A 23,340-nucleotide genomic window follows, 5' to 3' on the forward strand; every position below is an offset into this window, starting at 1 on the left:
CTCGGCCTCACGGGGTGACCGCCAGGCGGTACCCGCGCTTGACGACGGTCTGGATGCAGCGGGTGCCGAGGGCGGCGCGCAGGCGCGCGACGGCCATTTCGACGGCGTGCTCGGAGCCGGCGGTGCCGGACGGGAGGGCGGCGAGGAGGTCGCGGCGGGAGACGACGGTGCCGGGGTTGACGAGCAGGGCCTGGAGCACGGCGTAGGGGGCGGGCGAGAGCCGCACCTCGACCCCGTCGAGCAGGACGCCGCGATCACCGAGGTCGCCGTGCAGGAGGAGGGTGTGCCCGGCGACGTCGAGGGTGGTGCCGGCGGCGCGCGAAGGGAGCTCGACCTCGAGCTGCTTGACCATCGCGGCGAGGCGGGAGCGGTCGGGGTGGATCGAGGGCACGCCCCACATCTCGAAGGCGGCGGCGGTGACCGGGCCCACGCAGGAGGCGACCACGTCGGCCTGGAAGGCGCCGACCACCTCGTCGCGGTGGCCGGTGGTGCCGGCGGCCTCCATCATCGCGGCGATCGCGGGAGCCGCGGTGAAGGTGACGGCGTGGACCCGGCGCTCGGCGACCGCCTCGATCAGGCCGAACATCGGCTCGGGGTCGGCCGCACCCTCGACCCGGTAGACCGCGACCGTGGTGACCTCGGCGCCGAGCCGGCGCAGCGCGTGGGCCGCGAGGGAGAGCGACTGGCCGTGCTCCTGCACGACGATCCGCCGCCCCCGCAGGTCGCGGCCCCGCAGGTGCGCGAGCACGTCCTCGAACTCCTCCGACTCCGGCGCCCAGAGCTCGCGCAGACCGAACCGGCGCAGTGCGCCGACGCTCTTGGGCCCACGGGCCAGGATCTCGGCGCCGCCGAGGTGGGCGGTGAGGTCGTCGAGCAGGCCCCAGCGCCCGGCCGCGGTGAACCACGACTTCAGGCCGATGCCGGTGGTGGCGACGAAGATGTCGACCGGCTGGTGGAGCACCTCCTCGGTGGCCGCGCGCAGACCCTCCTCGTCGATCCGGTTGGGGTCGACCGACAGCGCCGGCGCGTGGATCACGGCCGCCCCGCGCCGTTCCAGCAGCGCGATCTGCTCGTCGGCCCGGCGCGCCGCGGTGACGCCGATCCTGAAGCCGGACAGAGGAAGGTCGCTCACGAGTGGTCACCTCCGGAGTCACGCTGGGGGTGGCCCGTGCACTGGGTGCGTGCATGGCAAGGCGGCGGAGCGAAGGCATGCTGGATCGCACGTCGAGCGACGCCGACGCCGCCAGGTGCGTGCCCAGGGTGCGGGACACACGGCGGGGCTCCGGAGGTGACCACTACCCGATTGTCTCGCGTCGGGCGCCGACGACCACCATGCCGTCGACCACCCGGACGTCATAGCTCGGTACGACGACCGCCGGGTCGTCGAGGCAGATCCCGGTCCGCAGGTCGAAGCGCTGCTTGAGCAGCGGGCTGGCGACGAACGCGACGTCGCCGCCGTCGCGGGTCGTCGTGCCGACGATGCCGCGCGCGAGCACCGACGCCTGCCCGAAGGGGTCCAGGTTGGCGAGGGCGAACACCTCGTCGTCGTAGGTCCGGAAGACGGCGACCTCCTCGCCGCCGACCAACGCGACCACGCCGGACTCGCGCTGCACCTGCTCGAGACGGCACACGGCGGTGCCCAGGGTGAGCGTCGTCGTGGTGCGGGCCTCCTCCTGGAAGGTGACCGCGGGCTCCGGCGCGCCGGGCGCGTTGACGAAGGACACGAATCGGCTCAGCTTCGCGGGGTCCTCGATGGTGGCCCGCCACTCGTCGAAGTACGAGTCGACATGGCGCTCCATGCTCGACTCCAGCTCGCTGCCCAGGCCGAGGGCGTCGTCGACGACGACCTCGCGGACCCGGTCCAGGCCGCCGATCTCGTCGAGCCAGCCGGCGGTGCGCTGCAGCCGGTCGGCGGTGCGGATGTAGTACATGAGGAAGCGGTCGAGGTAGCGGATGAGGTCCTCGCGGCTCAGGTCGCCCGCGAGCAGCTGGGCATGGGCGGGCACGGCGCCGCCGTTGCCGCCGACGTAGAGGTTCCAGCCCTTCTCGGTCGCGATCACGCCGAAGTCCTTGCCCCGCGCCTCTGCGCACTCCCGGGCGCAGCCCGACACCCCGCCCTTGAGCTTGTGCGGCGAGCGCAGCCCGCGGTAGCGCAGCTCGAGCTCGATCGCGAGGCCGACCGAGTCCTGCACGCCGTAGCGGCACCAGGTCGAGCCGACGCAGGACTTCACGGTCCGCAGCGCCTTGCCGTAGGCGTGGCCGGACTCCATGCCGGCGTCGACCAGCCGCTTCCAGATCGCCGGCAGGTCCTCCATCCGGGCGCCGAACAGGTCGATCCGCTGCCCGCCGGTGATCTTCGTGTAGAGCCCGTAGTCGCGGGCCACCTCGCCGATCACGATCAGCTTGTCGGGGGTGATCTCGCCGCCGGGGATGCGCGGGACCACCGAGTAGGTGCCGTTCTTCTGGAGGTTGGCGAGGTAGGCGTCGTTGGTGTCCTGCAGGGTCGCGTTCGCGCCGTCGAGGACGTGGTGGTTGAGCAGGCTGGCGAGGATCGAGGCGACGGCGGGCTTGCAGATGTCACAGCCCCGACCGCGGCCGTGACCCTCGATGATGTCGTCGAAGCGCTGGTAGCCGTGGACGGCGACCACCTCGAACAGCTCCTGGCGGGTCATCGCGAAGTGCTCGCACAGCGACTTGTCGACGACCACGCCGTGTGAGGCGAAGTGGTCCTCGACGACCTTCTTGACCATGGTCTTGCAGGAGCCGCAGGTGGAGCCGGCCTTGGTGCAGGCCGTGACGCAGGCCGGGCTGTCGCAGCCGCCGCCGTCGGAGACCGCCGCGACGATCTGGGCCTTGGTGACGTTGTTGCACGAGCAGACCTGCGCGTCGTCGGGAAGGCCGAGCTCGGGGCCGCCGCCGCGGGCGGCGGGGAGGATCAGCTCCTCGGGGTTGTCGGGCAGCTCGATGCCGGAGCCGACCAGCGGCCGCAGTACGCCGTACGACGACGCGTCACCGACCAGGATGCCGCCCAGCAGCTCGTAGCCGCCGCTCGCGAGCTCCTTGACGACGAGCTTCTTGTAGATGCCGGCCACCGCGTCGGCGTACACGACCTCGAGGGCGTCCTCGTCGCTGGCGAAGGCGTCGCCGAACGACGCGACGTCGACCCCGAGCAGCTTGAGCTTCGTCGACATGTCGGCGCCGGTGAAGGAGCCCGCCGCTCCGCCGAGCAGGGCGTCGACGACCACCTCGGCCATCGCGTAGCCCGGCGCGACCAGGCCGTACATCCGCCCACCGGGAGCGGCGCACTCGCCGATCGCCCAGATGTGCTCGTCGCTGGTGCGGCAGTGCTCGTCGACCAGGACGCCGCCGCGCTCGGCGATGTCGAGGTCGGCGGCCCGGGCCAGCGCGTCGCGAGGACGGATGCCGGCGGAGAAGACGACCAGGTCGACGTCGATCGGGTTGCGGTCCTTGAGCGCCAGGCCGGTGACCCTGTCCTTGCCGAGCACGGCCTCGGTCATCGCGCCGGTGTGCACGGTCAGGCCGAGGGTCTCGATGTGTCGGTTGAGCGTGGATCCGGCGGCGTCGTCGATCTGGACCGCCATCAGCCGCGGCGCGAGCTCGACGACATGGGTCTCCAGGCCCAGCTGGTGCAGCGCGTTGGCGGCTTCCAGTCCGAGCAGGCCGCCGCCGATGACCGCGCCGACCTTGGCCTTCTTCGACGCCGCCCGGATCGCCTCGAGGTCCTCGATCGTGCGGTAGACGAAGACACCTCTGAGGTCCTTGCCGGGCACCGGTGGCACGAACGGGAAGGCGCCGGTCGCGAGCACCAGCTCGTCGTAGTGCAGGTCCTCACCGTCGGCGAGCGTGATCACCCGCTGTCGCGGGGAGATCGCCACGACCTCGGCGCCGAGGCGCAGCGTGACCCGTGGGTCGTCGTACGCACCGCCGGGGAGGAACGACAGCGCCTCGGCGCCGACCTCGAAGTAGGACGTCAGCGCCACCCGGTCGTACGCCGGGCGCGGCTCCTCGCCGAGGACGGTGATGTCGTGGGTCTCGGTGAGCCCGCGCTCGATCGCCGCCTGGACGAAGCGGTGGCCGACCATGCCGTGGCCGACGACCACCAGTTGCCTGCGCTGGTTCATGATCAGATCCCTCTCTGGGCGGTGGCGAGGGCCACGGGGTCGGTCCGGTGGGTGACGAGCTGCCGCACGGTGCCGGCGCAGCCGCCGCAGCCCGTGGTCGCTCGGGTGGTGTCGCGGGCCTGCTCGAGCGAGGAGCAGGCGCGGATCCGGCCGGCGGTGACACCCGCGCAGGCGCACACCTCGGCGTCGTCCGGGAGGAGCGCGACCGCGCTGTCGTCGCTCGCTCCCGTCCGCTCCGGCATCAGCAGACGGCCGGGCTCCTCGGGCCCGAGGACCGTCCGCCGGTCGAAGTGCTGGGTGATCAGGCCGATCCGGGACAGGTCGCCGACCAGCGTCGCGGCCACGATCCGTCCGTCCCGGACCACGAGGCGGCGGTGCGACCCCGCGATCGGGTTCGCGACCTCGACCACCTCGCCCCCGGCGGCGACCTCGGCCGCGGCGTCCCCGAGGACGGCCACGTCGAGGTCGGTGGCGCGCAGCCGGGCCACGACCCGGCTGCCGTCGTAACTCGTGGGCGCGCCGCAGAGGATGTCGGCGAGGACGCCGGCCTGCTCCCACGCGGGTGGCACGAAGCCGGTCGTGCGGCCGGCATGCTCGGCACAGTCGCCGAGCGCGTGCACCGTCGGGTCGGTCACGCTCGCGAGGCGGTCGTCGACGACGACACCGCGACGCACGGCGAGGCCCGCGCCGCGCGCCAGGGCGGTCGAGGGGCGGCCGCCGGCGGTGAGGACGACGAGGTCGGTGTCCAGCGTGGCGCCGTTGTCGAGCCGCAGTGCGGGGCCGTGGGGGCCCTCGACGAGCCGGACGGCGCGGGCGCCGGTGTAGACGGCGACGCCGAGGCGGTGGAGGTCCCGGGCGAGGACCCGCCCGGCGGGAGCGCTGATCTGCTGGTGGAGCAGGTGATCGGCGCCCTCCACGACCTCGGTGCCGATGCCGCGCACGCCGAGGGCACGGGCCACCTGGAGGCCGAGCAGGCCACCGCCGACGACGACAGCACGCCGGCAGGTGGGGAGCACGGACAGCAGGCGCTCGCAGTCGGCGAGGGAGCGGAAGGAGTGGACCGCGTCGTGCAGGGAGCCGTCGATCCGGACCAGGCCACGGATCGGCGGCAGCGACGGGATGCTGCCCGTCGCGAGCACGAGGGCGTCGTACTCCACGAGGGTGCCGTCGACGAGCATGACGTCCCTGCGCTCCCGGTCGACGCCGAGCACCCGCGCCCCGAGCCGCAGATCGACGCCCTGCGCGGCGTACCACGCCGGCACACGCAGGGTCAGCGCCTCCGGCCGGTGCGTGCCCTCGAGGACGGCGGAGAGCAGGATCCGGTTGTACGGCGCGGCCTCCTCGTCGCCGAGGACGGTGATCTCCATCCGCGCCGGCGCGCCCCGGGCCACCAGTTCCTCGACCAGTCGGGTCGCGGCCATCCCGGACCCGACGACCACCAGCCGCGGGCGCGGTGGTCCGGCGGAGGGTCGGCTGGTCATGGAGCCATCGAAGGTCACCGAGGTTTCGCGCCGGGGCGCGCGGGCCGCACTGCGATGTCAACGAGTCCTCACGGCCTCACGCCGCGCTCTCGTGTTCCCGGAGTTCCCTGCGGGGCCGTCAGGGCGTCCGGCGAGATGATTGATGCGCGGGAACGTGCTGCGAGCGGCGCTCGGCGCCGCGCTCGCAAGGCGCCGGCGCGAAGGCATGCTGGGCGCACGTCGAGCGTCGGCAACGCAGCGAGCACGGATGCCGAGCGTCGCGGAGCGTGCGAGACCCGCGCGTCAATCATCTAACGTCGGGGCCATGCTGAGGCCCGCCCCCCGCGACGTGCGCGTGTCGCGGGCGACGTACGTCGCCGCGGCGGTGGCCTTCGGGGCGTGGCTGCCCTTCCTCCGCACCCCCCTCGCCTCGGACGCGGCGGGCTTCCTCGCCGTCGGGCAGCAATGGCACGACGGGAGCTCGCTGTACGGCGACCACTGGGTCGACCGGCCGCCGCTGCTCATCTGGATCTTCCGCGTGACCGCGTGGCTCGGTCCGATCGGGCTCGGGGATGACGGCGTGACGGCGCCCGCGGTCATGGTGCTGGGTGCGGTCGCGAGCGCGGCGGTGGTCCTGCTGGCGGGACTCCTCGCCGCGCGGCTGGCCGCGCCGGGAGCGCACTGGACGACCCGGGCCGTCCCCATCCTCGCCGCGGCCCTGCTGTCGAGCCCGCTGCTCGGCATGCCGGAGACCAACGGCGAGCTGCTGGCGGCGCCGTTCGTGCTGCTGAGCGTGGTGGGGCTGGTGGCGGCCCTGTCGACGCCGGCCGGCCGGCGTCCCCTCCTGCTCGCGGCGGGCGCCGGTGCGGCGGCGATGGCCGCGGCCCTCGTCAAGCAGAATGTCGTCGACGGCTTCGTGTTCGCGCTGGTGCTGATGGTGCTGTGCCACGGTCGCGTGGCCGGACTCCTGCGGCTCGCCGGCTGCTTCGCCGCCGGCTCGGTCACGGTCCTCGCCGCCGCCGTCGCCTCCGCGGCCGAGCGCGGCACCTCCCCCGCCGACCTCTGGGACGCCGTCGTCGTCTTCCGGCTCCGGGCCGCGGAGGTGATCGACACGTCGGCGAGCGCCGCCACGTCGGACCGGATGCTCCTGCTCGGGCTCGCGTTCGTCGCCAGCGGCGCGGCGACACTCCTCGGCACGACGGTGGTCATCGCGGTCCGCGACACGCTGCGGGACGGGCCCCGCGGCGCACCGCTCACGGTGGCGGGGCTCGGCCTCGCCGGGTGGGAGCTGGTCGGCGTGGTCGCGGGCGGCAGCTACTGGCTGCACTACCTGACCGGGCTGGTCCCGGGCCTCGTGGTGCTGGCCTGCCTGGTCCGCCCCACCGCGCCGGTGCGCCAGGCGCTGGTCGCCTGCCTCGGCCTGACCCTGGTCGCGACCGGCGCCGCGTGGACCGAGCAGCTGGTCAACCCGGCGAACCCCGCGATCGCGACCGACGCCAAGATCGCGCACTACCTGCGCGACCACGCCGAGCCCGACGACGGCGTCGTGGTCGCGTTCGGCCGCCCGGACATCGTGGTCGGCAGCGGGCTGTCCAGCCCGTACCCGCACCTGTGGAGCCTGCCCGTGCGCGTCCTGGACCCGGATCTGACCGAGCTCCGGTCCGTTCTGACCGGCCCGCACGCACCGCGCTGGGTCGTGGTGTCCGGGGCGAGCCTCGCCACCTGGGGCATCGACGCGAGCGGGGTCCAGGACTACTTCGTCCGGCACTACCGCGAGCAGGCGGCGTACGACGACTTCCACATCTGGCGTCGGCGGTGAGGCCTCGGGATCCGGCTGGCCGGATCCCCCGCGGGCAACCCCCGCGTGACGCCATCTGACCGAGTCGGACGCGTCGCCTCCGTCACATCCGGCGCGTCCCGGAATACCTGGGCGCGGGCTCGCCGTTGGGCGCGCATATACCCCTTGGGGGTATACTCCGACATTCATCCCGCCTGAAAGGAGGCCGTGGTGAGCCTCTTCGCGATCCGCGACTTCCGCCGCCTCTTCGCCGCACAGATCATCGCGCTCTTCGGCACCGGGCTGGCGACCGTCGCCCTCGGCCTCCTCGCCTACGACCTCGCCGGCCCCGACGCCGGTGCGGTCCTCGGCACGGCGCTCACCATCAAGATGGTGCTCTACGTCGTCATCGCGCCCCTGGCGGCGGCGTTCGTCGACCGCCTCCCCCGCAGGCTCTTCCTGGCGCTGCTCGACGTCGTGCGCGCCGGCGTGGTACTGGCGCTGCCGTTCGTCAGCGAGGTCTGGCACATCTACGTCCTCATCGCCCTGCTCCAGTCCGCGTCCGCGGCGTTCACCCCGACCTTCCAGGCCGTGATCCCCGACATCGTCACCGAGGAGGCGCAGTACACGCGGGCCCTGTCCGCCTCCCAGGTGGCCTACACGATGGAGAGCCTGCTCAGTCCGGTGCTCGCCGCGGTGGCACTGACCTTCATGACCTTCGACTGGCTGTTCGTCGGCACCTCGGCGGGCTTCGCCGTCTCGGCCGTCCTCGTGCTGGGCACGGCGATCCCCGACGCCCGGCCGACGGCGACCGCGAACGCCTGGGAGCGGATCTCCTCCGGGATCCAGGCCTTCGCCCGCGCCCCCCAGCTGCGCGGGATCATGGCGCTCAACCTGGTCGTCGCCTCCGCCGGCGCGATCGTCGTCGTCAACACGGTCAACTACGTGCGCGACGTGCTGGAGGGCAGCCAGGCCGACGTGGCCTGGATGCTGGCCGCCTCCGGCGGCGGCACCCTCGTCGTCGCCGTCGCCCTGCCCCGGGTCCTCGACCGGATCGCCGACCGCACCGTGATGATGACCGGATCGACCGTCCTGGCCGCGGCCGTCACGGCGGCGCTGGCCATGGCGGCGACCGACGCCACCACGTGGTGGATCACGGGCGCCATCTGGATCGCGGTCGGCGGCGGCATGGCCCTGATCGTCACCCCGACCGGCCGGGTGCTGCGGCGCTCGGCGACGCCCGACGCGCTGCCCACGCTCTTCGCGGCGCAGTTCTCGCTGTCCCACCTGGCGTGGCTGGTCACCTACCCCGTGGCCGGCTGGATCGGCACCGGCGTCGGTCTCGCCGCGGCCTGGTCGATCCTGCTCGTGCTGGCCGCCAGCGGCGCCGTCGCCGCGCGGCTCCTGTGGGCGCCGCGGGCCCGCCCGGTCGTCGTACCCGACGGGGTGCCCGCCGAGGCGACGCCCGGCGGGCGCGTCCCGCGGGAGCCGGCCCTGGCCGGCGCCGGCCGGGCGCGCGTGGTGGAGGCCGAGGCGGCCCAGGGCACCCTCGCCGCCGCTCAGTGCACCTGCGTCCGCACGGTGTGAGCCCTCACCGGGTCCCGTCCGCCGGCACCAGCACCCGGGCCGCGCACACCTTGAACTCCGGCATCCGGCTGACCGGGTCGAGGGCGTCGTTGGTGAGCCGGTTGGCGCCGACCCAGTGGAAGGGCACGAAGATCGTGTCCGGGCGGATCGTGTCGACCACCCGCGCGGGCGCCCGCAGCTCGCCCCGCCGGGTCCGGACCACCACCGGTCGACCGTCGGCCGCGCCGATCCGGTCGGCGAGCATCGGGTGCAGCTCGACGAAGGCACCGTCGTCGGCGAGCTCACGGATCCGCCGGGTCTGGGCACCGGACTGGTACTGCGCCAGCACCCGGCCGGTCGTCAGGTGCACCGGGTACGCCGGGTCGGGCTCCTCCGCCGGCCCGGCGTACTCCGGCACGACGAAGCGCGCGCGGCCGTCGGGGGTGGCGAAGGAGTCCGCGAACAGCCGCGGCGTGCCGGGATGGTCGGGCGAGGGGCAGGGCCAGAACACGCCGTGCTCCTCGGCGATCCGGGCATAGCTGATGCCCGCATAGTCGGCCCGGCCGCCCGCGGAGGCGCGGCCCAGCTCGGCGAAGGCCTCCTCCGGGTCGGTGGGGAAGGCGGCCGTGGACCCCAGCCGCGACGCGAGGCCGGCGATCACGTCGAGGTCGCTGCGCACCCCCGCGGGCGGCGCGAGCGCCTGCCGCCGCAGGATCACCCGGCCCTCGAGGTTGGTCATGGTGCCGGTCTCCTCGGCCCACTGGGTGACGGGGAGGACGACGTCGGCGAGCGCCGCGGTCTCGGACAGGACGAGGTCGCACACGACGAGCAGGTCCAGCGACTCCAGGCGCTGCGTGATCCGGGTCGCGTTGGGCGCGCTGACGGCGATGTTCGAGCCGTGGACCAGCAGCGCCCGGGGCCCACCGTCGTGGCCGAGCGCCTCCAGCAGCTCGTACGCCGAGCGCCCGGGTCCCGGCAGCGTGTCGGCGGCGACGCCCCACACCTCGGCGACGTGGGCGCGCGCGGCGGGGTCGTCGATCATCCGGTAGCCGGGCAGCTGGTCGGCCTTCTGGCCGTGCTCACGCCCGCCCTGGCCGTTGCCCTGACCGGTGAGGCAGCCGTAGCCGGCGTACGGCCGCCCCGGCATGCCCAGGGCCAGCGCGACGTCGATCCAGGCCAGCACCGTCGCGGTGCCCTGCGCGTGCTGCTCGGCGCCGCGGGCGGTCAGCACCATCACCCGCGGGCGTCGGTCGCCCCGCTCCCCGTCGGCGGGCGCCGCGGTGCCGATGAGCAGGTCGACGAGGGCGTGGAGCTCGGCGGTGGCGACGCCGGTGGTCCGCTCGACCCGCTCCGGCCACCACCCGGCCGCGGCCCGGCGTAGGTCGTCGACGCCGGTGGTCCGGGTCGCGACGTACGCCTCGTCCATCGCGCCCCACGCGTCGAGCAGGTGCAGCACGCCCAGCGCGAGGGCCAGGTCGGTGCCCGGGACGGGTTGGAGGAAGAGGTCGGCGCGCTCGGCGGTCGGGGTGCGCCGCGGGTCGACGACCACGACGCGACCGCCCCGCGCGCGGAGCCGGTCGAGGTGGCGTGCCGCGGGCGGCATGGTCTCGGCCAGGTTGGAGCCGACGAGGACGAGGACGTCGGTGTGCTCGATGTCGGCCAACGGGAAGGGCAGGCCGCGGTCGATGCCGAAGGCCCGGTTGGCGGCGCTGGCGGCCGAGCTCATGCACCAGCGGCCGTTGTAGTCGATCTGACTCGTGCCGAGGGCGACCCGGGCGAACTTGCCGAGCAGGTAGGCCTTCTCGTTGGTCAGGCCCCCGCCGCCGAAGACGGCGACGGCGTCCTTCCCGTGCGCCTCCTGGAGCGCGCGGAGCCGGTCGGCGACCAGGTCGAGCGCCTCGTCCCAGCCGGCCGAGCGCAGCTCGCCGGTCGTCCGGTCGCGCAGCAGCGGGGTCGTGAGCCGCTCCCTGCTGCCGCGCAGTCCACCGGCCGTCCACCCCTTGCGGCACAGCGCGCCCTCGTTGACGGGGAAGTCCTCCCGGGCGCCGATCTCGACGCCGACCCGACCCGCACGGGCGAGCGTCATGCCGCACTGCAGGCTGCAGTAGGGGCAGTGGGTGGGGGTCGCGGGGGCGGTCACGATCCGATTCCACGTCACCCGCATTTCACGCCGGGGAGCGCTGGCGACACCCCGTGTCAACGAGTCCGCACAGTCTCACCGGAGGACCCGCCGTCCACAGGATGGTCACGGAGATGAGACGCTAGGAACTTCCGAGAGACATCACCACAGCGTTGTGGGCGGCGTCGTCCTCGTGCGTCTGAAGGAGCATCGTGAACGATCTGAACCCGACCCTGCAGCCGATCTTCGACGAGATCCTGGCCCGGAACCCCGGCGAATCGGAGTTCCACCAGGCGACGCGCGAGCTGCTGGACAGCCTGGGTCCGGTCGTTGCCCGTCACCCGGAGTACGCCGACGCCGCGATCATCCGACGCGTGTGCGAGCCCGAGCGCCAGATCATCTTCCGGGTCCCGTGGGTCGACGACGCCGGCCAGGTCCAGCTCAACCGCGGCTTCCGGGTGGAGTTCAACTCCGCGCTCGGCCCCTACAAGGGCGGCCTGCGCTTCCACCCGTCGGTCTACCTCGGCATCGTGAAGTTCCTCGGCTTCGAGCAGATCTTCAAGAACGCACTCACCGGCATGCCCATCGGCGGCGGCAAGGGCGGCTCCGACTTCGACCCGAAGGGTCGCAGCGACGCCGAGGTGATGCGCTTCTGCCAGTCGTTCATGACCGAGCTCTACCGCCACATCGGCGAGTACACCGACGTCCCCGCCGGTGACATCGGCGTCGGCGGTCGCGAGATCGGCTACCTGTTCGGTCAGTACAAGCGGATCACCAACCGCTACGAGTCCGGCGTCCTCACCGGCAAGGGCATCGGCTGGGGCGGCTCCCTGGTCCGCACCGAGGCCACCGGCTACGGCACGGTGTTCTTCGCCAACGAGATCCTCAAGGCCCGCAAGAGCTCCTTCGAGGGCAAGACGGTCGTCGTGTCGGGCTCCGGCAATGTCGCGATCTACGCCGCCGAGAAGGCGGCCGAGCTCGGCGCGATCGTGGTCGCCTGCTCCGACTCCAGCGGCTACGTCGTCGACGAGAAGGGCCTCGACCTCGCCCTGCTGAAGGAGGTCAAGGAGGTGCGCCGCGAGCGGCTGTCGGCGTACGCCGAGGCCCGCGAGTCGGCCCGCTTCGTCGCGGGTGGCCCCGACCACCCCGGGACCTCGGTGTGGGACGTGCCCTGCGACATCGCGCTGCCCTGCGCCACCCAGAACGAGCTGGACGGTGAGCACGCGCTCACGCTGGTCCGCAACGGCTGCTCCGTCGTCGCCGAGGGCGCCAACATGCCCTGCACCCCCGCGGCCGTGAAGGTCCTCACCGAGGCGGGTGTCGCCTTCGCCCCCGGCAAGGCGGCGAACGCCGGCGGCGTGGCGACCAGCGCGCTGGAGATGCAGCAGAACGCGTCGCGCGACTCGTGGAGCTTCGCCCACACCGAGGAGCGCCTCGAGCAGATCATGGTCGGCATCCACGCCCGCTGCCTGGAGACGGCCGAGACCTACGGCGTGCCGGGCAACTACGTGGCCGGCGCCAACATCGCGGGCTTCACCCAGGTCGCGGACGCGATGCTGGCGCTCGGCGTGATCTGAGGCCGGACGGTTCGACGACCGAATCTGTCGTGCTGGCGGCGTTCCGGCGACCAACTCGGTCGTCGGACAGCACATCCCCGCGTCAGATCCCGGCCTCGGCGTACCGCTGTCCGCGGCGGCAGTAGACCGCCCAGGTGACGGCGAGGCAGACGAGGTAGAACGCGGTGAAGACCGCGAACGCGCCGCGGGTGGCCGCCAGCGGCTCGCTGACCCACGGGCTGTTGAACGTGATCGGGATGAGGAACCCGCCGATCGCGCCGACCGCGCCGATGATGCCGACCGCCGCCGACGACCGCTTGGTGCCGTCGAGCAGGGCGAGCTCGCGCTCGGGGGTCCCGTCGGCCGTGGCGAGGACGGCGTCGGCGCGGTGCAGGGCCGGGATCATCTTGTACGTCGACCCGTTGCCGATGCCCGTGCAGGCGAACACCAGCAGGAAGACGCCGAGGAACAGCCAGAAGACCGCGGTGTTGTCCTCGACGGCGGCGGCCTGCGCGGCGGCGCCGGTGGCGGGGATCGGCGTCAGCAGCGAGAGCGTGCCGAGGATCCCGAGCGTGCCGAGCACCAGTCCGACGAAGGCCACCAGCGTGACCCGGGCGCCGCCGTACCGATCGGCGAGGTGACCGCCGAGGGGACGGGTGACGGATCCGACCAGCGCCCCGAGGAAGGCGTAGTAGGCGAACTCGATGCCGCTCCCCGGGAGACCGGGGCCGGCCTGGTGCCAGAAGTTGAGCTTGATCAGCAGCGGCAGCGCCGCGGAGTAGCCGATGAACGAGCCGAACGTCCCGATGTAGAGGAGCGCCAGCACCCAGGTGTGGCGGTGCCGCAGCACGCCCAGCTGCTGACGGGTGTCCGTACGGGCGTTGGCCAGGTTGTCCATCCGGAGCAGGGCGGCGAGGACGGCCACCACCGCCAGGCCGGCGTACACCCAGGCCGCGCGCTCCAGGTGGATGCCGCCCTCGCTCGCCCGCACCAGCCCGAACAGGCCGGCGCCGCCGACCAGCACCGGCAGGCAGAGCTGGATGAGCGCGACCCCGAGGTTGCCGCCGGCGGCGTTGAGTCCGAGCGCGGCGCCCTTGAGCCGGGCGGGGTAGAAGAAGTTGATGTTCGCCATCGAGCTGGCGAAGTTGCCGCCGCCGAACCCGGCGGTCGCCGCGATGACGCAGAACAGCCAGTACGGCGTGTCCGGCCGCGTGACGGCGTACGCGAAGCCGAGCGTGGGCACGAGCAGCAGCCCCGCGCTGACCATGGTCCAGTTCCGGCCGCCGAAGCGCCCGACGGCCAGCGTGTAGGGGACGCGGATCAGCGCGCCGACCAGGTTGGGGATCGCGACGAGGAGGAAGAGCTGCTGGGGCGAGAACGCGAAGCCCTGCGCGACCAGGAACGCCGAGCTGACGCTCCAGATCAGCCAGACGGAGAAACCGAGGTGCTCGGCGAAGATCGACCAGACGAGGTTGCGGCGGGCGATCGGCGCGCCGGTGGCCTCCCAGAAGTCCGGATCCTCGGGGCGCCAGTCCTCGATCCACCGGCCGCGGCGTCTCCGGTCCGGTGCGGGGGCCAGCGGCGGCGCGCCGCTCGGGCTGGTCAGGGTCATCGGGTGCTCCTGGCGGGCTCGGCTCGGATGGGTCGCCCCTCAGCCTGGGCGGCCGTCGTTTCCGCTCGCCGCGTCGCGAGGACCCCTCAGGTCAACTCCTGCTCACGGGCTCACGCGATCACCTGTGGAGATCGCTCCGCGGGGTGTCGGACCCCTCGACCAGGCTCGGCCCCGCTTCTTTATCTCGGGAGTTGCAGGCAGACTGGAGGGACCGGATGTGTCGACTCGTCAGGAACCAGCGATGGACCCCTTGCTCGCCGAGCGGCTCGAGCGCCGACCGATGTCGCGGGCCGACTTCGACCGGCTGCCCGACGGCGTCCGGGCGGAGTACGTCGCCGGGGTCGCGCTCGTGAGTCCACCGTCCAGCGGTGACCACAACGGGGTCGGCGGCGAGCTCTACGTGCTCTTGCGGGCGGCATTCCCCACGATGGTGGTTCGCTACGACCGTGGCCTCAGCCTGCCGACCGGAACGCTCCGCGTCCCCGATCTCGCCGTCCAGCGACAGCGCGACGACGAGCTCTGGTCGCCCGAGGTCCCCGTGCTCGTGGTGGAGATTCTCTCGCCCTCGACCCGCGACGAGGACCTCTTCCACAAGCCCGACGACTACCGCGGATCAGGCATCCAGCAGTACTGGATCGTCGACCGCGCCGCGCGGACCCTCACGGTGCTGGTCAACGCGGGCGAGCACTGGGACATCGGCCTCAGCCTCACCGACGAGCGCCCGACCGGCTCGGTGGAGGTCGCGGACCTCGGCTCGGTCGATCTCGACCTGAGCGCGCTACTGGCCTGACGGCACGATGCCTCTCGCCACCTGGAGGGCTCGCTCCCGCTCGAGGAAGAAGAACTGCGCCGGCTTCTCCGCGATGCTCGTGCGCAGGTCCACGAGCGGCCCCCGCTCGCAGCCGAGCCGCTCCATCATCGCCACGGAGGCGGTGTTGCGGGCGTCGGGCTCGAAGACGAGGCGGCGGCAGCCGGGCAGATGCGCCACGAAGTCGAGGCCGGCGGCGATCACCTCCGGCGTGCGTCCGGCACGCCGGTGGTCGTCGGCGAGGAGGAGGTGGATGCCGACATCGCCCGGACGGCGGTCGTACCACCGGCCGATCTCGTCGACCTCCGGGTCGTAGGTCTGCAGCAGCCCGAGCGGCTGGTCGTCCACGTCGAGGAGGTACGCCGCGAGGTGGGCCTGCTCGGCGATATAGGCGTACACCAGCTCGACGTCGGCCACCGAGTGGTCGGTCATCCCCCAGAACGCCGCGCGCGGCGCGGTGACCCAGGAGTGCAGGAGGGCGGCATCGCGCTCAGGGACGACGGGGCGGATCGCGACGGTCAAGGGGTCTCCTCGGGGGCGGGTCGGGTGATCGGGATCGTGCCGCCGGCCGCCCAGACGGCCTGCTGGTCGTGGTGGTGCGGCGAGGCGGCGTCCCCGGCCGCGCCCAACGGCACCACCCAGCGGCTGTCGCCGGCCAGGTCCCACACCCAGCGGGCGACCGGCCCGTGCACGCACGCGCCGGTGCCGCCGAGCGCGCGGGCCGCGAGGACGCAGTCGTCGTCCCCCGCGACGGGGACGTACGGCGGCGCCGTCCCGGGCGGCGCGGGGAGGCCGAACTGCTGGTGCGGCGTGAGGGGCGCGACCACGTGACCGCTCCCCCACGGCGCGGGCTCCGGTCGGGCGGCGACCTCGTCCAGGGCGGAGGCGACCACCTGGAGCACGTCCACCCCGAACGGCTTGTCGGCGGCGAGGATCGCGGGCAGGCAGAGCCGGACCCGACCCCGCAGGTCGAACCACGGTCCGAACAGCTCGCCGTGGGGCGAGCCCGTCACGCCCGCCAGGGCCGGGGCGGCGACCAGCCCCTCGACGACGGCGGCCCGGACCTGCGCGAAGAGCCTGGCCGCGACACTGTCGGCACTCATCCGGCGGTCCCAGGCGAGGAGCCGGTCGCGCAGCGCGACGGCGGGGCCGGTCACGTCGACCAGGGCCGCGATCGTGTCGAGGAGCGCGGCTCCGGCGCTCTGCCGGTCGTCGGCGAGCACGGCCGCGACGTCCTCGGGCGTCAGCGGCGCGACCGCGGCGCGCTCGTCGAGGAGCTCCCGGATCCGGCGCGCGCGGTACGGCGGCGCGAAGTCGGTGCCGACCCGGGCGAAGGCGTCGGTGGCGCGGTCGTTGGCGGTGACCAGGACCGGGCCGGTCCGGCGCGGCAGGTCCGCGACCCACGCGCCCGTCCACCGGCGCTCCGCGTCGCGCTCGGGGATCCGGCCGACGACCCGGTGCTCGGTGCGGCCGTCACGGTCGCCGACCACGAGGTTGTCGACCGGCCCGACCCAGCTGTCGAAGGCAGCGGTCACGTCCTGGGTGCGCCGGGCCCGCAGCAGCGGGAGGACGGCGTCGAGCCCGAGGTCGCCCAGGACGTAGGCGGGCGTGCGGAGACTGAACGCCGCCTGGTCCGGTCCGCCGATCACCACGGGTCCGCGCTCGGTGACCAGCACCTCGACCTCCTGCACGTCGTAGCTGTCGGCCCCGGTGCGGACCCGCACGCGCTCGACGCGCCGGGCGACCGGCTCCCATGCCGACGCGCCCCGGGCGATGACCGCGTCCCGGTGGCGGACCAGCTCCTCGGCGTACACGTCCTCGTCGTCGGCGACCGCGTTGGTGATCCCCCACGCGACATCGCCCGCGTGGCCGAAGTGCTGGACGCCGGGGACGCCGACGAAGGTGAGTCCGGCGACGTCGAAGCGGTCGGCCGGGTCGGTGCAGACCAGGCGCACCTGGGCGTAGCAGCCGGGCGCCTCGATCACCCGGTGCGGGTCGCCGGCGACGATCGGCAGCCCGCTCGCCGTGAGCGATCCGTCGACCACGAGCGCGTTGCTGCCGCCGGGCAGGCCCTCGGCGCGGAGGAGCGGCAGCCCTGCGGGACCGGCGGTCGCGGCGAGGTGCCGACGCCACAGCTGGCTCGGGAAGCCGGAGAAGAGCAGGTGCTGCGCGGCGAAGACGGCGAGCGGCGTCCACGGCTGCCAGGGCCGGTCGACGACCGCGTTGACGCCCTCCACATAGGCGTCGACGAAGGCGCGGCTCTGCGCCGACAGCGCGGCGTACGCACGGCGGGCGAGGTCGGGCAGCAGCGCGCGGCGGGCCAGGACGTCCCACTCCAGGGCCGCCGGACCGAAGACCTCGGCGCAGGTCCCCTCGCCGCGCCGTCGCTCGACGTCGAGCTGCCAGGCCCGGTCCTGCGCGGTCGCGCGGCCCTGCTCCCGGGCGACGGCGAGCACGGAATCGCCGAAGACATGGGGGATCCCGTGCTCGTCGCGGACGATCGTCATGGGGTGACCGCGGTCGGGTTGGCCAGGGTGCCGGCGAAGATCAGTGACTCCGCCTGGTCGGCCAGGTCGACCATCTGCAGGGTGTTGCGCAGCTGGAGCCGGTTGAGGCAGCTGTGCCGGAACTCCGGGCGCAGCAGGTCGTAGCGCGCTGCCGCCGCCGTCAGCTCGGGGTGCTCGGCCGCGTGCTCCTGGATTGTCGCGCGCGCGATGGCCCAGAACTCCGCCGCCGGCAGCATCCCGTCGTCGTCGAGGATCGCGGCCACGAAGCGCAGCACCCCGTCGAAGACGTCGGTGTGGACGGCGAGCGCCTTGACGTCGTCGGGGAAGTCGCCGCGGATCCGCTCGACCTCGGCCGGGAGCTCGAGGTCGCCCATGACGGCGACCTCCTCGCCGATGTCCTTCATGAACGCGCCGACCGGCACGTGGTCGCGCAGCCGCAGCAGCAGGTTCTCGCCGTGGGGCATGAACGCCAGGTCGTAGGCATGGAGGCAGTGCACCAGCGGACGCAGGTAGGCCCGCAGGTAGGCGCGCACCCAGGTCGCGGCGTCCACCGGCGACGCCTTGATCCAGGCCGTGACGAGGGCGTCGCCGTCGGCGTCGCGGTGCAGCAGCGCGGCCATCGTCGTCAGCTGCTCGCCGTCGGGCGTGCGCGGGAGCGGGCTCTCGCGCCAGAGCGCGGCGACCATCTTCCGGTACGGCGACGGCCCGGCCGCGCGGTGGAAGGCGTCGCCGGTGTAGCCGATCGCCGCCACCTCGCGGAGCACCCCGAACCCGCACGCCCGCAGCTCGGCGTCGGCCTCGACGACCGAGGCGACCCAGTCGTTGATGGCCGGCGTCGCCGCCATGTAGGCCGGCGAGAGGCCGCGCACGAAGCCCATGTTCTGGATGGCGAGCGCGGTCTTCACGTAGTGGCGCTCGGGCCGACTGGCGTTGAAGAAGGTGCGGATCGACTGCTGCGGTCGGTGGTCGTCCCCGCCCTCGCCGAGGTGGACGAGGTCGCGGCGCGCGACGTCCGGCGCGAAGGTGACGGCCAGCTTGTGCTGCCACTGCCACGGGTGGACGGGCAGGTAGAGGTAGTCGTCGGGCGCCAGGCCGAGTGCGGCGAGGCGGGAGGCGAACCGGTCCCGTACGTCGGGCGCCAGCTCGCCGTCGTACAACGCCGCCTCGGTGGTGTCGGTCGCCAGCGAGAGGCGGGTCAGGGTGCGGCGGGCGGCCAGCCAGTGCAGCCGGACCGGGCTGCCGGTCTCCGGTGCGTAGGCGCGGTAGTCGTCGAGGCTGAACCCGATCCGCCCGTTGTTGGCGACGAACGCGGGGTGTCCCTCGGTCATCGCGGACTCGATCTCCTGGTAGCCCGCGTCGACGAGCTCGGCGACCGGGATCGCACGGTGGCGCAGCTTCCACGCGCCCGCGGCGAGGGTCGAGGCGAGTTCCTCGAGATAGGTCGGCAGGAGCTGGTCGGGGATGCCCAGGGCGGGGGCCAGCTCGGCGATCAGGTCCTGGGCGTCGGGGGCCGCGGGGGCTCCGTCCCGGGTCCGCACGATCGAGGCGGGGTCGACGGCCCAGTGGTCGAGGAGGTGCCGCCGGGCCGCGAAGGTGTACGCCGACGGGCCGGCCAGCACCCGCCACCGCTCCTCTCCGGGCACCGGGGTCGGCGTGACCAGCCGCTCGTGCGCGAACTCCCCGATCGCCTTGGCCACCAGGTGCCGCTGGGCGCGGTCCATCAGTTCGGGTGTCAGGTGCTCGCCGGGCGATAGTCCCGGGGCACAAGCACGTGTTTCCGGCGTGTCTCGGTGCTTTTGCCCCGGGACTATCGCGCGGAGCAGGTCGGGTGCGTTCCAGTCGTCGCGGCAGCAGACCGACAGCATCGCGGTCTTGCCGGGAAGGGAGACCTCGCGGAGCTCGGTGAACCCGGCGGCGACGTTCTTGGCGCGGATCGGCTCGTTGCGCACGTCCGGTTCGACGACGACGCGCAGGACGGTGGGATCGGCGAAGCAGTGCTCCATGACCGCGTCGAAGACGGCCGTGGTGAGGCCCCGGACGGGGGATCCGGCCGGTGGCGCCACGAGCAGGTGCATCCCGAGGTCGCCCACGGTCACCTCGGGCAGGTCCGCGAGCGGGGAGTACGCCGGGTCGTAGGTCTCGGCCAGGAAGGTGGGTCGGCCGTCGACCCGGCCGAGCCAGGCGTCGTGGTGCGGACCCGCCGCGATGCCGGCGTACTCCGCCCGGACGTCGTCGCGGCTCGCGCCCTGCATCATCCAGTACGCCGAGCGCGGGTGGGTGACCCACGCGTGCAGCAGGTCGAGGTCGCGGTCGACGTCGAGCGGCTCGAGGGTGATCCCGACGACGGTGGTGCGCATCAGATCGCTCGCTTCAGGTGGTCCGGGACGCCGAACGTCTGCACCGCGATCCGCTTCTCGATCGGGTACACCTCGCGTCCGAGCATGGCGGCGACGATCACCGAGTTGCGGTACGGCCCCATGCCGAGGTCCGGTGCCAGCAGGGAGTGGGTGTGCTCCTCGGCGTTCTGCACGAAGACCTCGCCGCCGTGCACGTCGACGGAGTAGTCGGCGGCGACGTCGTAGCGGCCGCGGGCGTCGTACCGGATGCGATCGCGGATGCCGTCGAGGAACGCGGGCTGGGTGGGGGCGTAGCCGGTGGCCAGCACCAGGCCGCCCGTGGTGAGGGAGAACGCCTCGCCGGTCTCGACGTGGAGCAGGTCGAGCTCGCTGCCGCCGTCGACCGGGCGGGCGGCGCGCACCTCGGTGTTGGTGAGCAGCGTCGTGCGCGGCCCGGCGCCGGTGACGCGCTGCTGGTAATGCAGGTCGAAGATCGCGTCGACCAGGTCGCCGCTGATCCCCTTGAACAGGTGGCGCTGCTCGCGGGCCAGTCGGTCGCGCGTGGGGAGGGGCAGCGCGCGGTGGTACGCGCCGTACTCGGGCGAGGTCATCTCCAAGGTGAGCTTGGTGTACTCCATCGGGAAGAACCGTGGGCTGCGCGTGAGCCACACCAGCTCGTAGCCGTGGTCGGGTGCCGCGGCGAGCAGGTCCTGGTAGATCTCCGCCGCGCTCTGGCCACTGCCGACGACCGTGATCCGCTCCTGCTGCTGGAGCGCCGCCCGATGGTCGAGGTAGTCGGCGGAGTGGGTGACGGTGCCGCCGGCGGCGCGGTCCCTGCCGTCGTCGACGACCTGCCGGAGCGGCTCGGGGACCCGTGGCGAGGTGCCGATGCCGAGCACCAGGCGCCGGGCCCGCCAGCTGTCTCCGGCCGCGCTGCGCACGACGTACGCCGTCCCGTCGTGCTCGACCTCGGTGACCTCCTGGCCGAAGCGGACGGACGGCAGGCTCTCCGCGGCCCAGCGGCAGTAGTCGTCGTACTCCTTGCGCAGGGGATAGAAGCTCTCGCGGATGTAGAACGGGTAGAGATGGCCGGCCTGCTTGAGATAGCTGAGGAACGACCAGCGCGAGGTCGGGTCGGCCATGGTGACCAGGTCCGCGAGGAAGGGCACCTGGAGGGTCGCGTCGTCGAGCAGCATCCCGGGGTGCCAGTCGAAGCGGGCCCGGGCCTCGAGGAAGACGCCGTCGAGGTCGTCACTCGCGCGGAGCGGGTCGGTGAGGCAGGCCAGGCCGAGGTTGAACGGGCCCAGCCCGATCCCGACGAAGTCGTGGGTGATCACCGCGCCGCCTCCGCCAGGGACCGGCGGTGGGCCGGCGCGAGGCGCCCGCCGGTCTCCCGGACGAGGTCGAGGACCCCCGTGACGTCCTCGACCGTCGCCATCGGGTTGAGCAGGGTGAGCTTGAGGTGGTGCACCCCGTCGACCTTCGTGGCGGCGACCATCGCCCGGCCGGAGGCGTAGAGCGCTTCGCGGATCGCGTTGTTGAGCGCAGCGCTCTCCCTCTCCTCCAGCGGCGGCCCGGCCGGCACATAGCGGAGGACGAGGGTGCTGAGCTCGGGTGCCGCGGCGAACGCCAGCTCCGGGTCGTCACGGTGGCGGTGGTGGACCTCCGCGGCGAGGTCGACCACCGCGTCGACGTACCGGCCGACGAGGTCGGGACCCATGGTCCGCAGCGTCATCCAGAGCTTGAGGGCATCGAAGCGGCGCGTGGTCTGCAGGCTCTTGTCGACCTGGTTGGGGTTCGTGGCCTCGCGCGGGTTGAGGTAGTCGGCGTGCCAGGTCGCCGGGCCGAGCGTCGCGCGGTCGCGGACGACGATCGCGCTCGACGACACCGGCTGGAAGAACGTCTTGTGGAAGTCGATCGTCACCGAGTCGGCCCGCTCGATGCCTCGGAGGCGGTCGCGGCGGGTGGGCGAGACGAGCAGCCCGCCGCCGTACGCCGCGTCGACGTGGAGCCACGCGTCGTACGCGACGGCGAGGTCGGCGATCCGCTCGAGCGGGTCGATCGCGCCGAAGTCCGTGGTCCCCGCCGTCGCGACGACCGCCATCGGCCGCAGCCCGAGGTCGGCGCAGGCCGCGAGCGAGCGCTCCAGCGCCGCGGGGTCCATCCGGTGCCGCGCGTCGGTCGACACGCTGACCACCGACTCGTCGCCGAGCCCGAGCAGCCGCGCGGACTTCTGCACGGAGAAGTGGCTCTCCGCGGAGGCGAGGATCCGCAACCGCTCCGCAGGGACCCCCGCGTGACGCCCGCGCGCGAGCAGCAGGCCCTGGAGGTTGGACTGGCTGCCACCGCTGGTGAACACGCCGTCGGCCTCCGCCCCGAACCCGATGCGGGCGGCCGTCCATGCGATGAGGCGCCGCTCGATGAAGGTCGCGCCGACGCTCTGGTCGAAGGTGTCGAGGGAGCTGTTGACCGACGCCACGAACAGCTCGGCCAACAGGGCGGGGACGACGACCGGGCAGTTGAGGTGCGCGGCGTACGACGGCTCGTGGAACCAGACCGCGTCATCGAGCCACAGCCGTGAGATCTCCTCGAGCACCTGGCCCGCGTCGGCCAGCGGGCGGTCGAGGTCGACCTCCGCGACCCGCCGCTCGGCGGCGGTGGGACTCAGGCCGGTCGCGGGCCCGCCCACCCCCTTGAGCTGGCGCAGCAGGTGGTCGAGGCCCTCGCCGAGGGTGGCGGCGTAGTGGTCGGCATGGGCAGGATGGAACACGTGGTGCAGCGGGAGCTGGGGCACGGCAGGTCACCTTCGTCCGAGATCAGGTAAGCCTTACCTAAGCAGATGGTTGCCACAGGCGGCCACCCCCGTCTCAGGTGCCGCGCGTCACAGATCAGGTCTCGACGAGCGCGTCCTCGTCGATCTCGGCACCGGGGCCCTCCACCATGCTCGCCGGGATCTCGAGGTCGCGGCAGAACCCGGCGACCTCCTGCTCCAGCAGTCGCTCCCTCAGCTCGCGCATGCGACGGGAGATCCGCCGCTGCCCCTTCTCGGGGAAGGTCGCGACGGCCGACCCGTCGTCGCGGCGGACGACGTGGATGCGCATCCGGTCGCGCGGCGTCAGATCACCGAGGGAGAAGGTGAGCATGTTGTAGGGCAACCACAGGACCGTGAGGACGGCGAGCTGCACAAGGGTGAGCGGAACGTCCTCCACCCGCAGCGCGAACCACCGGCCGGCCAGCGCCTCCGCTGACACCGGCACCGGCACCGGCCGGACAGGGTCGTCGGCAACAGACATGCGTCGAGCCTACGGGGCCGAACCGCGCGCCACCGGCGATCGCGGCGGACCGTTCGTCGCGTCGTACCGACCGCTGGTCGAGAACCCGGACCCACTCGGCGCGCAGCGGGACCGCACCCCTGCCGGGGCGGGCGGCACCACTCCTAGCGTCGGAAGCGTCCGTG

15 protein-coding genes are annotated in these 23,340 nt (G+C 73.3%); 4 read left to right on the forward strand and 11 right to left on the reverse strand.

The genetic code is table 11. The annotated features are described in order from the left end of the window. Positions 1-7: 7 nt before the first annotated feature. From ACPZVR_RS23185 to ACPZVR_RS23195, 3 genes are all read right to left on the reverse strand, one after another. Entirely contained in the window at positions 8-1,132 is a 1,125-nt protein-coding gene (locus ACPZVR_RS23185; protein ID WP_436702051.1) for a uroporphyrinogen-III synthase, read from the reverse strand. Between the two features lie 163 nt (positions 1,133-1,295). After that, positions 1,296-4,142, reverse strand: coding sequence for a nitrite reductase large subunit NirB (gene nirB / locus ACPZVR_RS23190; RefSeq protein ID WP_436702052.1), 2,847 nt, complete (start codon positions 4,140-4,142; stop codon positions 1,296-1,298). A 2-nt stretch (positions 4,143-4,144) separates the two neighbouring features. Further along, positions 4,145-5,623 carry an FAD-dependent oxidoreductase gene (locus ACPZVR_RS23195; RefSeq protein ID WP_436702053.1) on the reverse strand — a complete coding sequence of 493 codons (1,479 nt, stop codon included), beginning with the start codon at positions 5,621-5,623 and terminating at the stop codon, positions 4,145-4,147. A gap of 304 nt (positions 5,624-5,927) precedes the next feature. Here ACPZVR_RS23195 and ACPZVR_RS23200 point away from each other — a divergent pair, with 304 nt between their 5' ends. After that, a complete protein-coding gene (locus ACPZVR_RS23200) occupies positions 5,928-7,421 on the forward strand; it encodes a hypothetical protein (protein WP_436702054.1) in 1,494 nt (497 codons plus the stop codon). A 189-nt stretch (positions 7,422-7,610) separates the two neighbouring features. Continuing rightward, positions 7,611-8,966 (forward strand): MFS transporter, encoded by a 1,356-nt coding sequence (locus ACPZVR_RS23205; RefSeq protein WP_436702055.1) that lies wholly within the window; start codon positions 7,611-7,613, stop codon positions 8,964-8,966. Positions 8,967-8,970: 4 nt separating this feature from the next. Here the strand turns inward: ACPZVR_RS23205 and ACPZVR_RS23210 are convergent, their stop codons facing one another. After that, complete coding sequence (locus tag ACPZVR_RS23210) at positions 8,971-11,085, reverse strand: molybdopterin oxidoreductase family protein (protein ID WP_436702056.1); 2,115 nt, start codon at positions 11,083-11,085, stop codon at positions 8,971-8,973. A gap of 200 nt (positions 11,086-11,285) precedes the next feature. On the opposite strand from ACPZVR_RS23210, the gene gdhA reads away from it, so the two are divergent. Beyond that, positions 11,286-12,641 carry an NADP-specific glutamate dehydrogenase gene (gene gdhA, locus ACPZVR_RS23215; protein ID WP_436702092.1) on the forward strand — a complete coding sequence of 452 codons (1,356 nt, stop codon included), beginning with the start codon at positions 11,286-11,288 and terminating at the stop codon, positions 12,639-12,641. Between the two features lie 82 nt (positions 12,642-12,723). On the opposite strand, the gene ACPZVR_RS23220 is transcribed toward gdhA, so the two are convergent. Continuing rightward, entirely contained in the window at positions 12,724-14,232 is a 1,509-nt protein-coding gene (locus ACPZVR_RS23220; RefSeq protein WP_436702057.1) for an MFS transporter, read from the reverse strand. A 241-nt stretch (positions 14,233-14,473) separates the two neighbouring features. Here ACPZVR_RS23220 and ACPZVR_RS23225 point away from each other — a divergent pair, with 241 nt between their 5' ends. Beyond that, complete coding sequence (locus ACPZVR_RS23225; RefSeq protein WP_436702058.1) at positions 14,474-15,022, forward strand: Uma2 family endonuclease; 549 nt, start codon at positions 14,474-14,476, stop codon at positions 15,020-15,022. Here the strand turns inward: ACPZVR_RS23225 and ACPZVR_RS23230 are convergent. The 6 genes from ACPZVR_RS23230 to ACPZVR_RS23255 all read right to left on the reverse strand — a co-directional run bounded on the left by ACPZVR_RS23230 (position 15,011) and on the right by ACPZVR_RS23255 (position 23,176). Next, positions 15,011-15,562 (reverse strand): GNAT family N-acetyltransferase, encoded by a 552-nt coding sequence (locus tag ACPZVR_RS23230; RefSeq protein ID WP_436702059.1) that lies wholly within the window; start codon positions 15,560-15,562, stop codon positions 15,011-15,013. The genes ACPZVR_RS23225 and ACPZVR_RS23230 overlap by 12 nt on opposite strands. Then, a complete protein-coding gene (locus ACPZVR_RS23235; RefSeq protein WP_436702060.1) occupies positions 15,559-17,547 on the reverse strand; it encodes a penicillin acylase family protein in 1,989 nt (662 codons plus the stop codon). The genes ACPZVR_RS23230 and ACPZVR_RS23235 overlap by 4 nt, the downstream gene beginning before the upstream one ends. Next, a complete protein-coding gene (locus ACPZVR_RS23240) occupies positions 17,544-19,904 on the reverse strand; it encodes a GNAT family N-acetyltransferase (RefSeq protein WP_436702061.1) in 2,361 nt (786 codons plus the stop codon). The genes ACPZVR_RS23235 and ACPZVR_RS23240 overlap by 4 nt, the downstream gene beginning before the upstream one ends. After that, positions 19,904-21,220 (reverse strand): lysine N(6)-hydroxylase/L-ornithine N(5)-oxygenase family protein, encoded by a 1,317-nt coding sequence (locus tag ACPZVR_RS23245; protein ID WP_436702062.1) that lies wholly within the window; start codon positions 21,218-21,220, stop codon positions 19,904-19,906. Before ACPZVR_RS23245 ends, ACPZVR_RS23240 begins: the two co-directional genes overlap by 1 nt. Next, positions 21,217-22,677, reverse strand: a complete 1,461-nt coding sequence (locus ACPZVR_RS23250; RefSeq protein ID WP_436702063.1) for a pyridoxal phosphate-dependent decarboxylase family protein — start codon at positions 22,675-22,677, stop codon at positions 21,217-21,219. Before ACPZVR_RS23250 ends, ACPZVR_RS23245 begins: the two co-directional genes overlap by 4 nt. Positions 22,678-22,771: 94 nt before the next feature. Further along, positions 22,772-23,176, reverse strand: a complete 405-nt coding sequence (locus ACPZVR_RS23255) for a hypothetical protein (protein WP_436702064.1) — start codon at positions 23,174-23,176, stop codon at positions 22,772-22,774. Positions 23,177-23,340: the final 164 nt, after the last annotated feature.

This window comes from Nocardioides segetis, assembly GCF_051390595.1.
Classification (GTDB): Bacteria; Actinomycetota; Actinomycetes; order Propionibacteriales; family Nocardioidaceae; genus Nocardioides.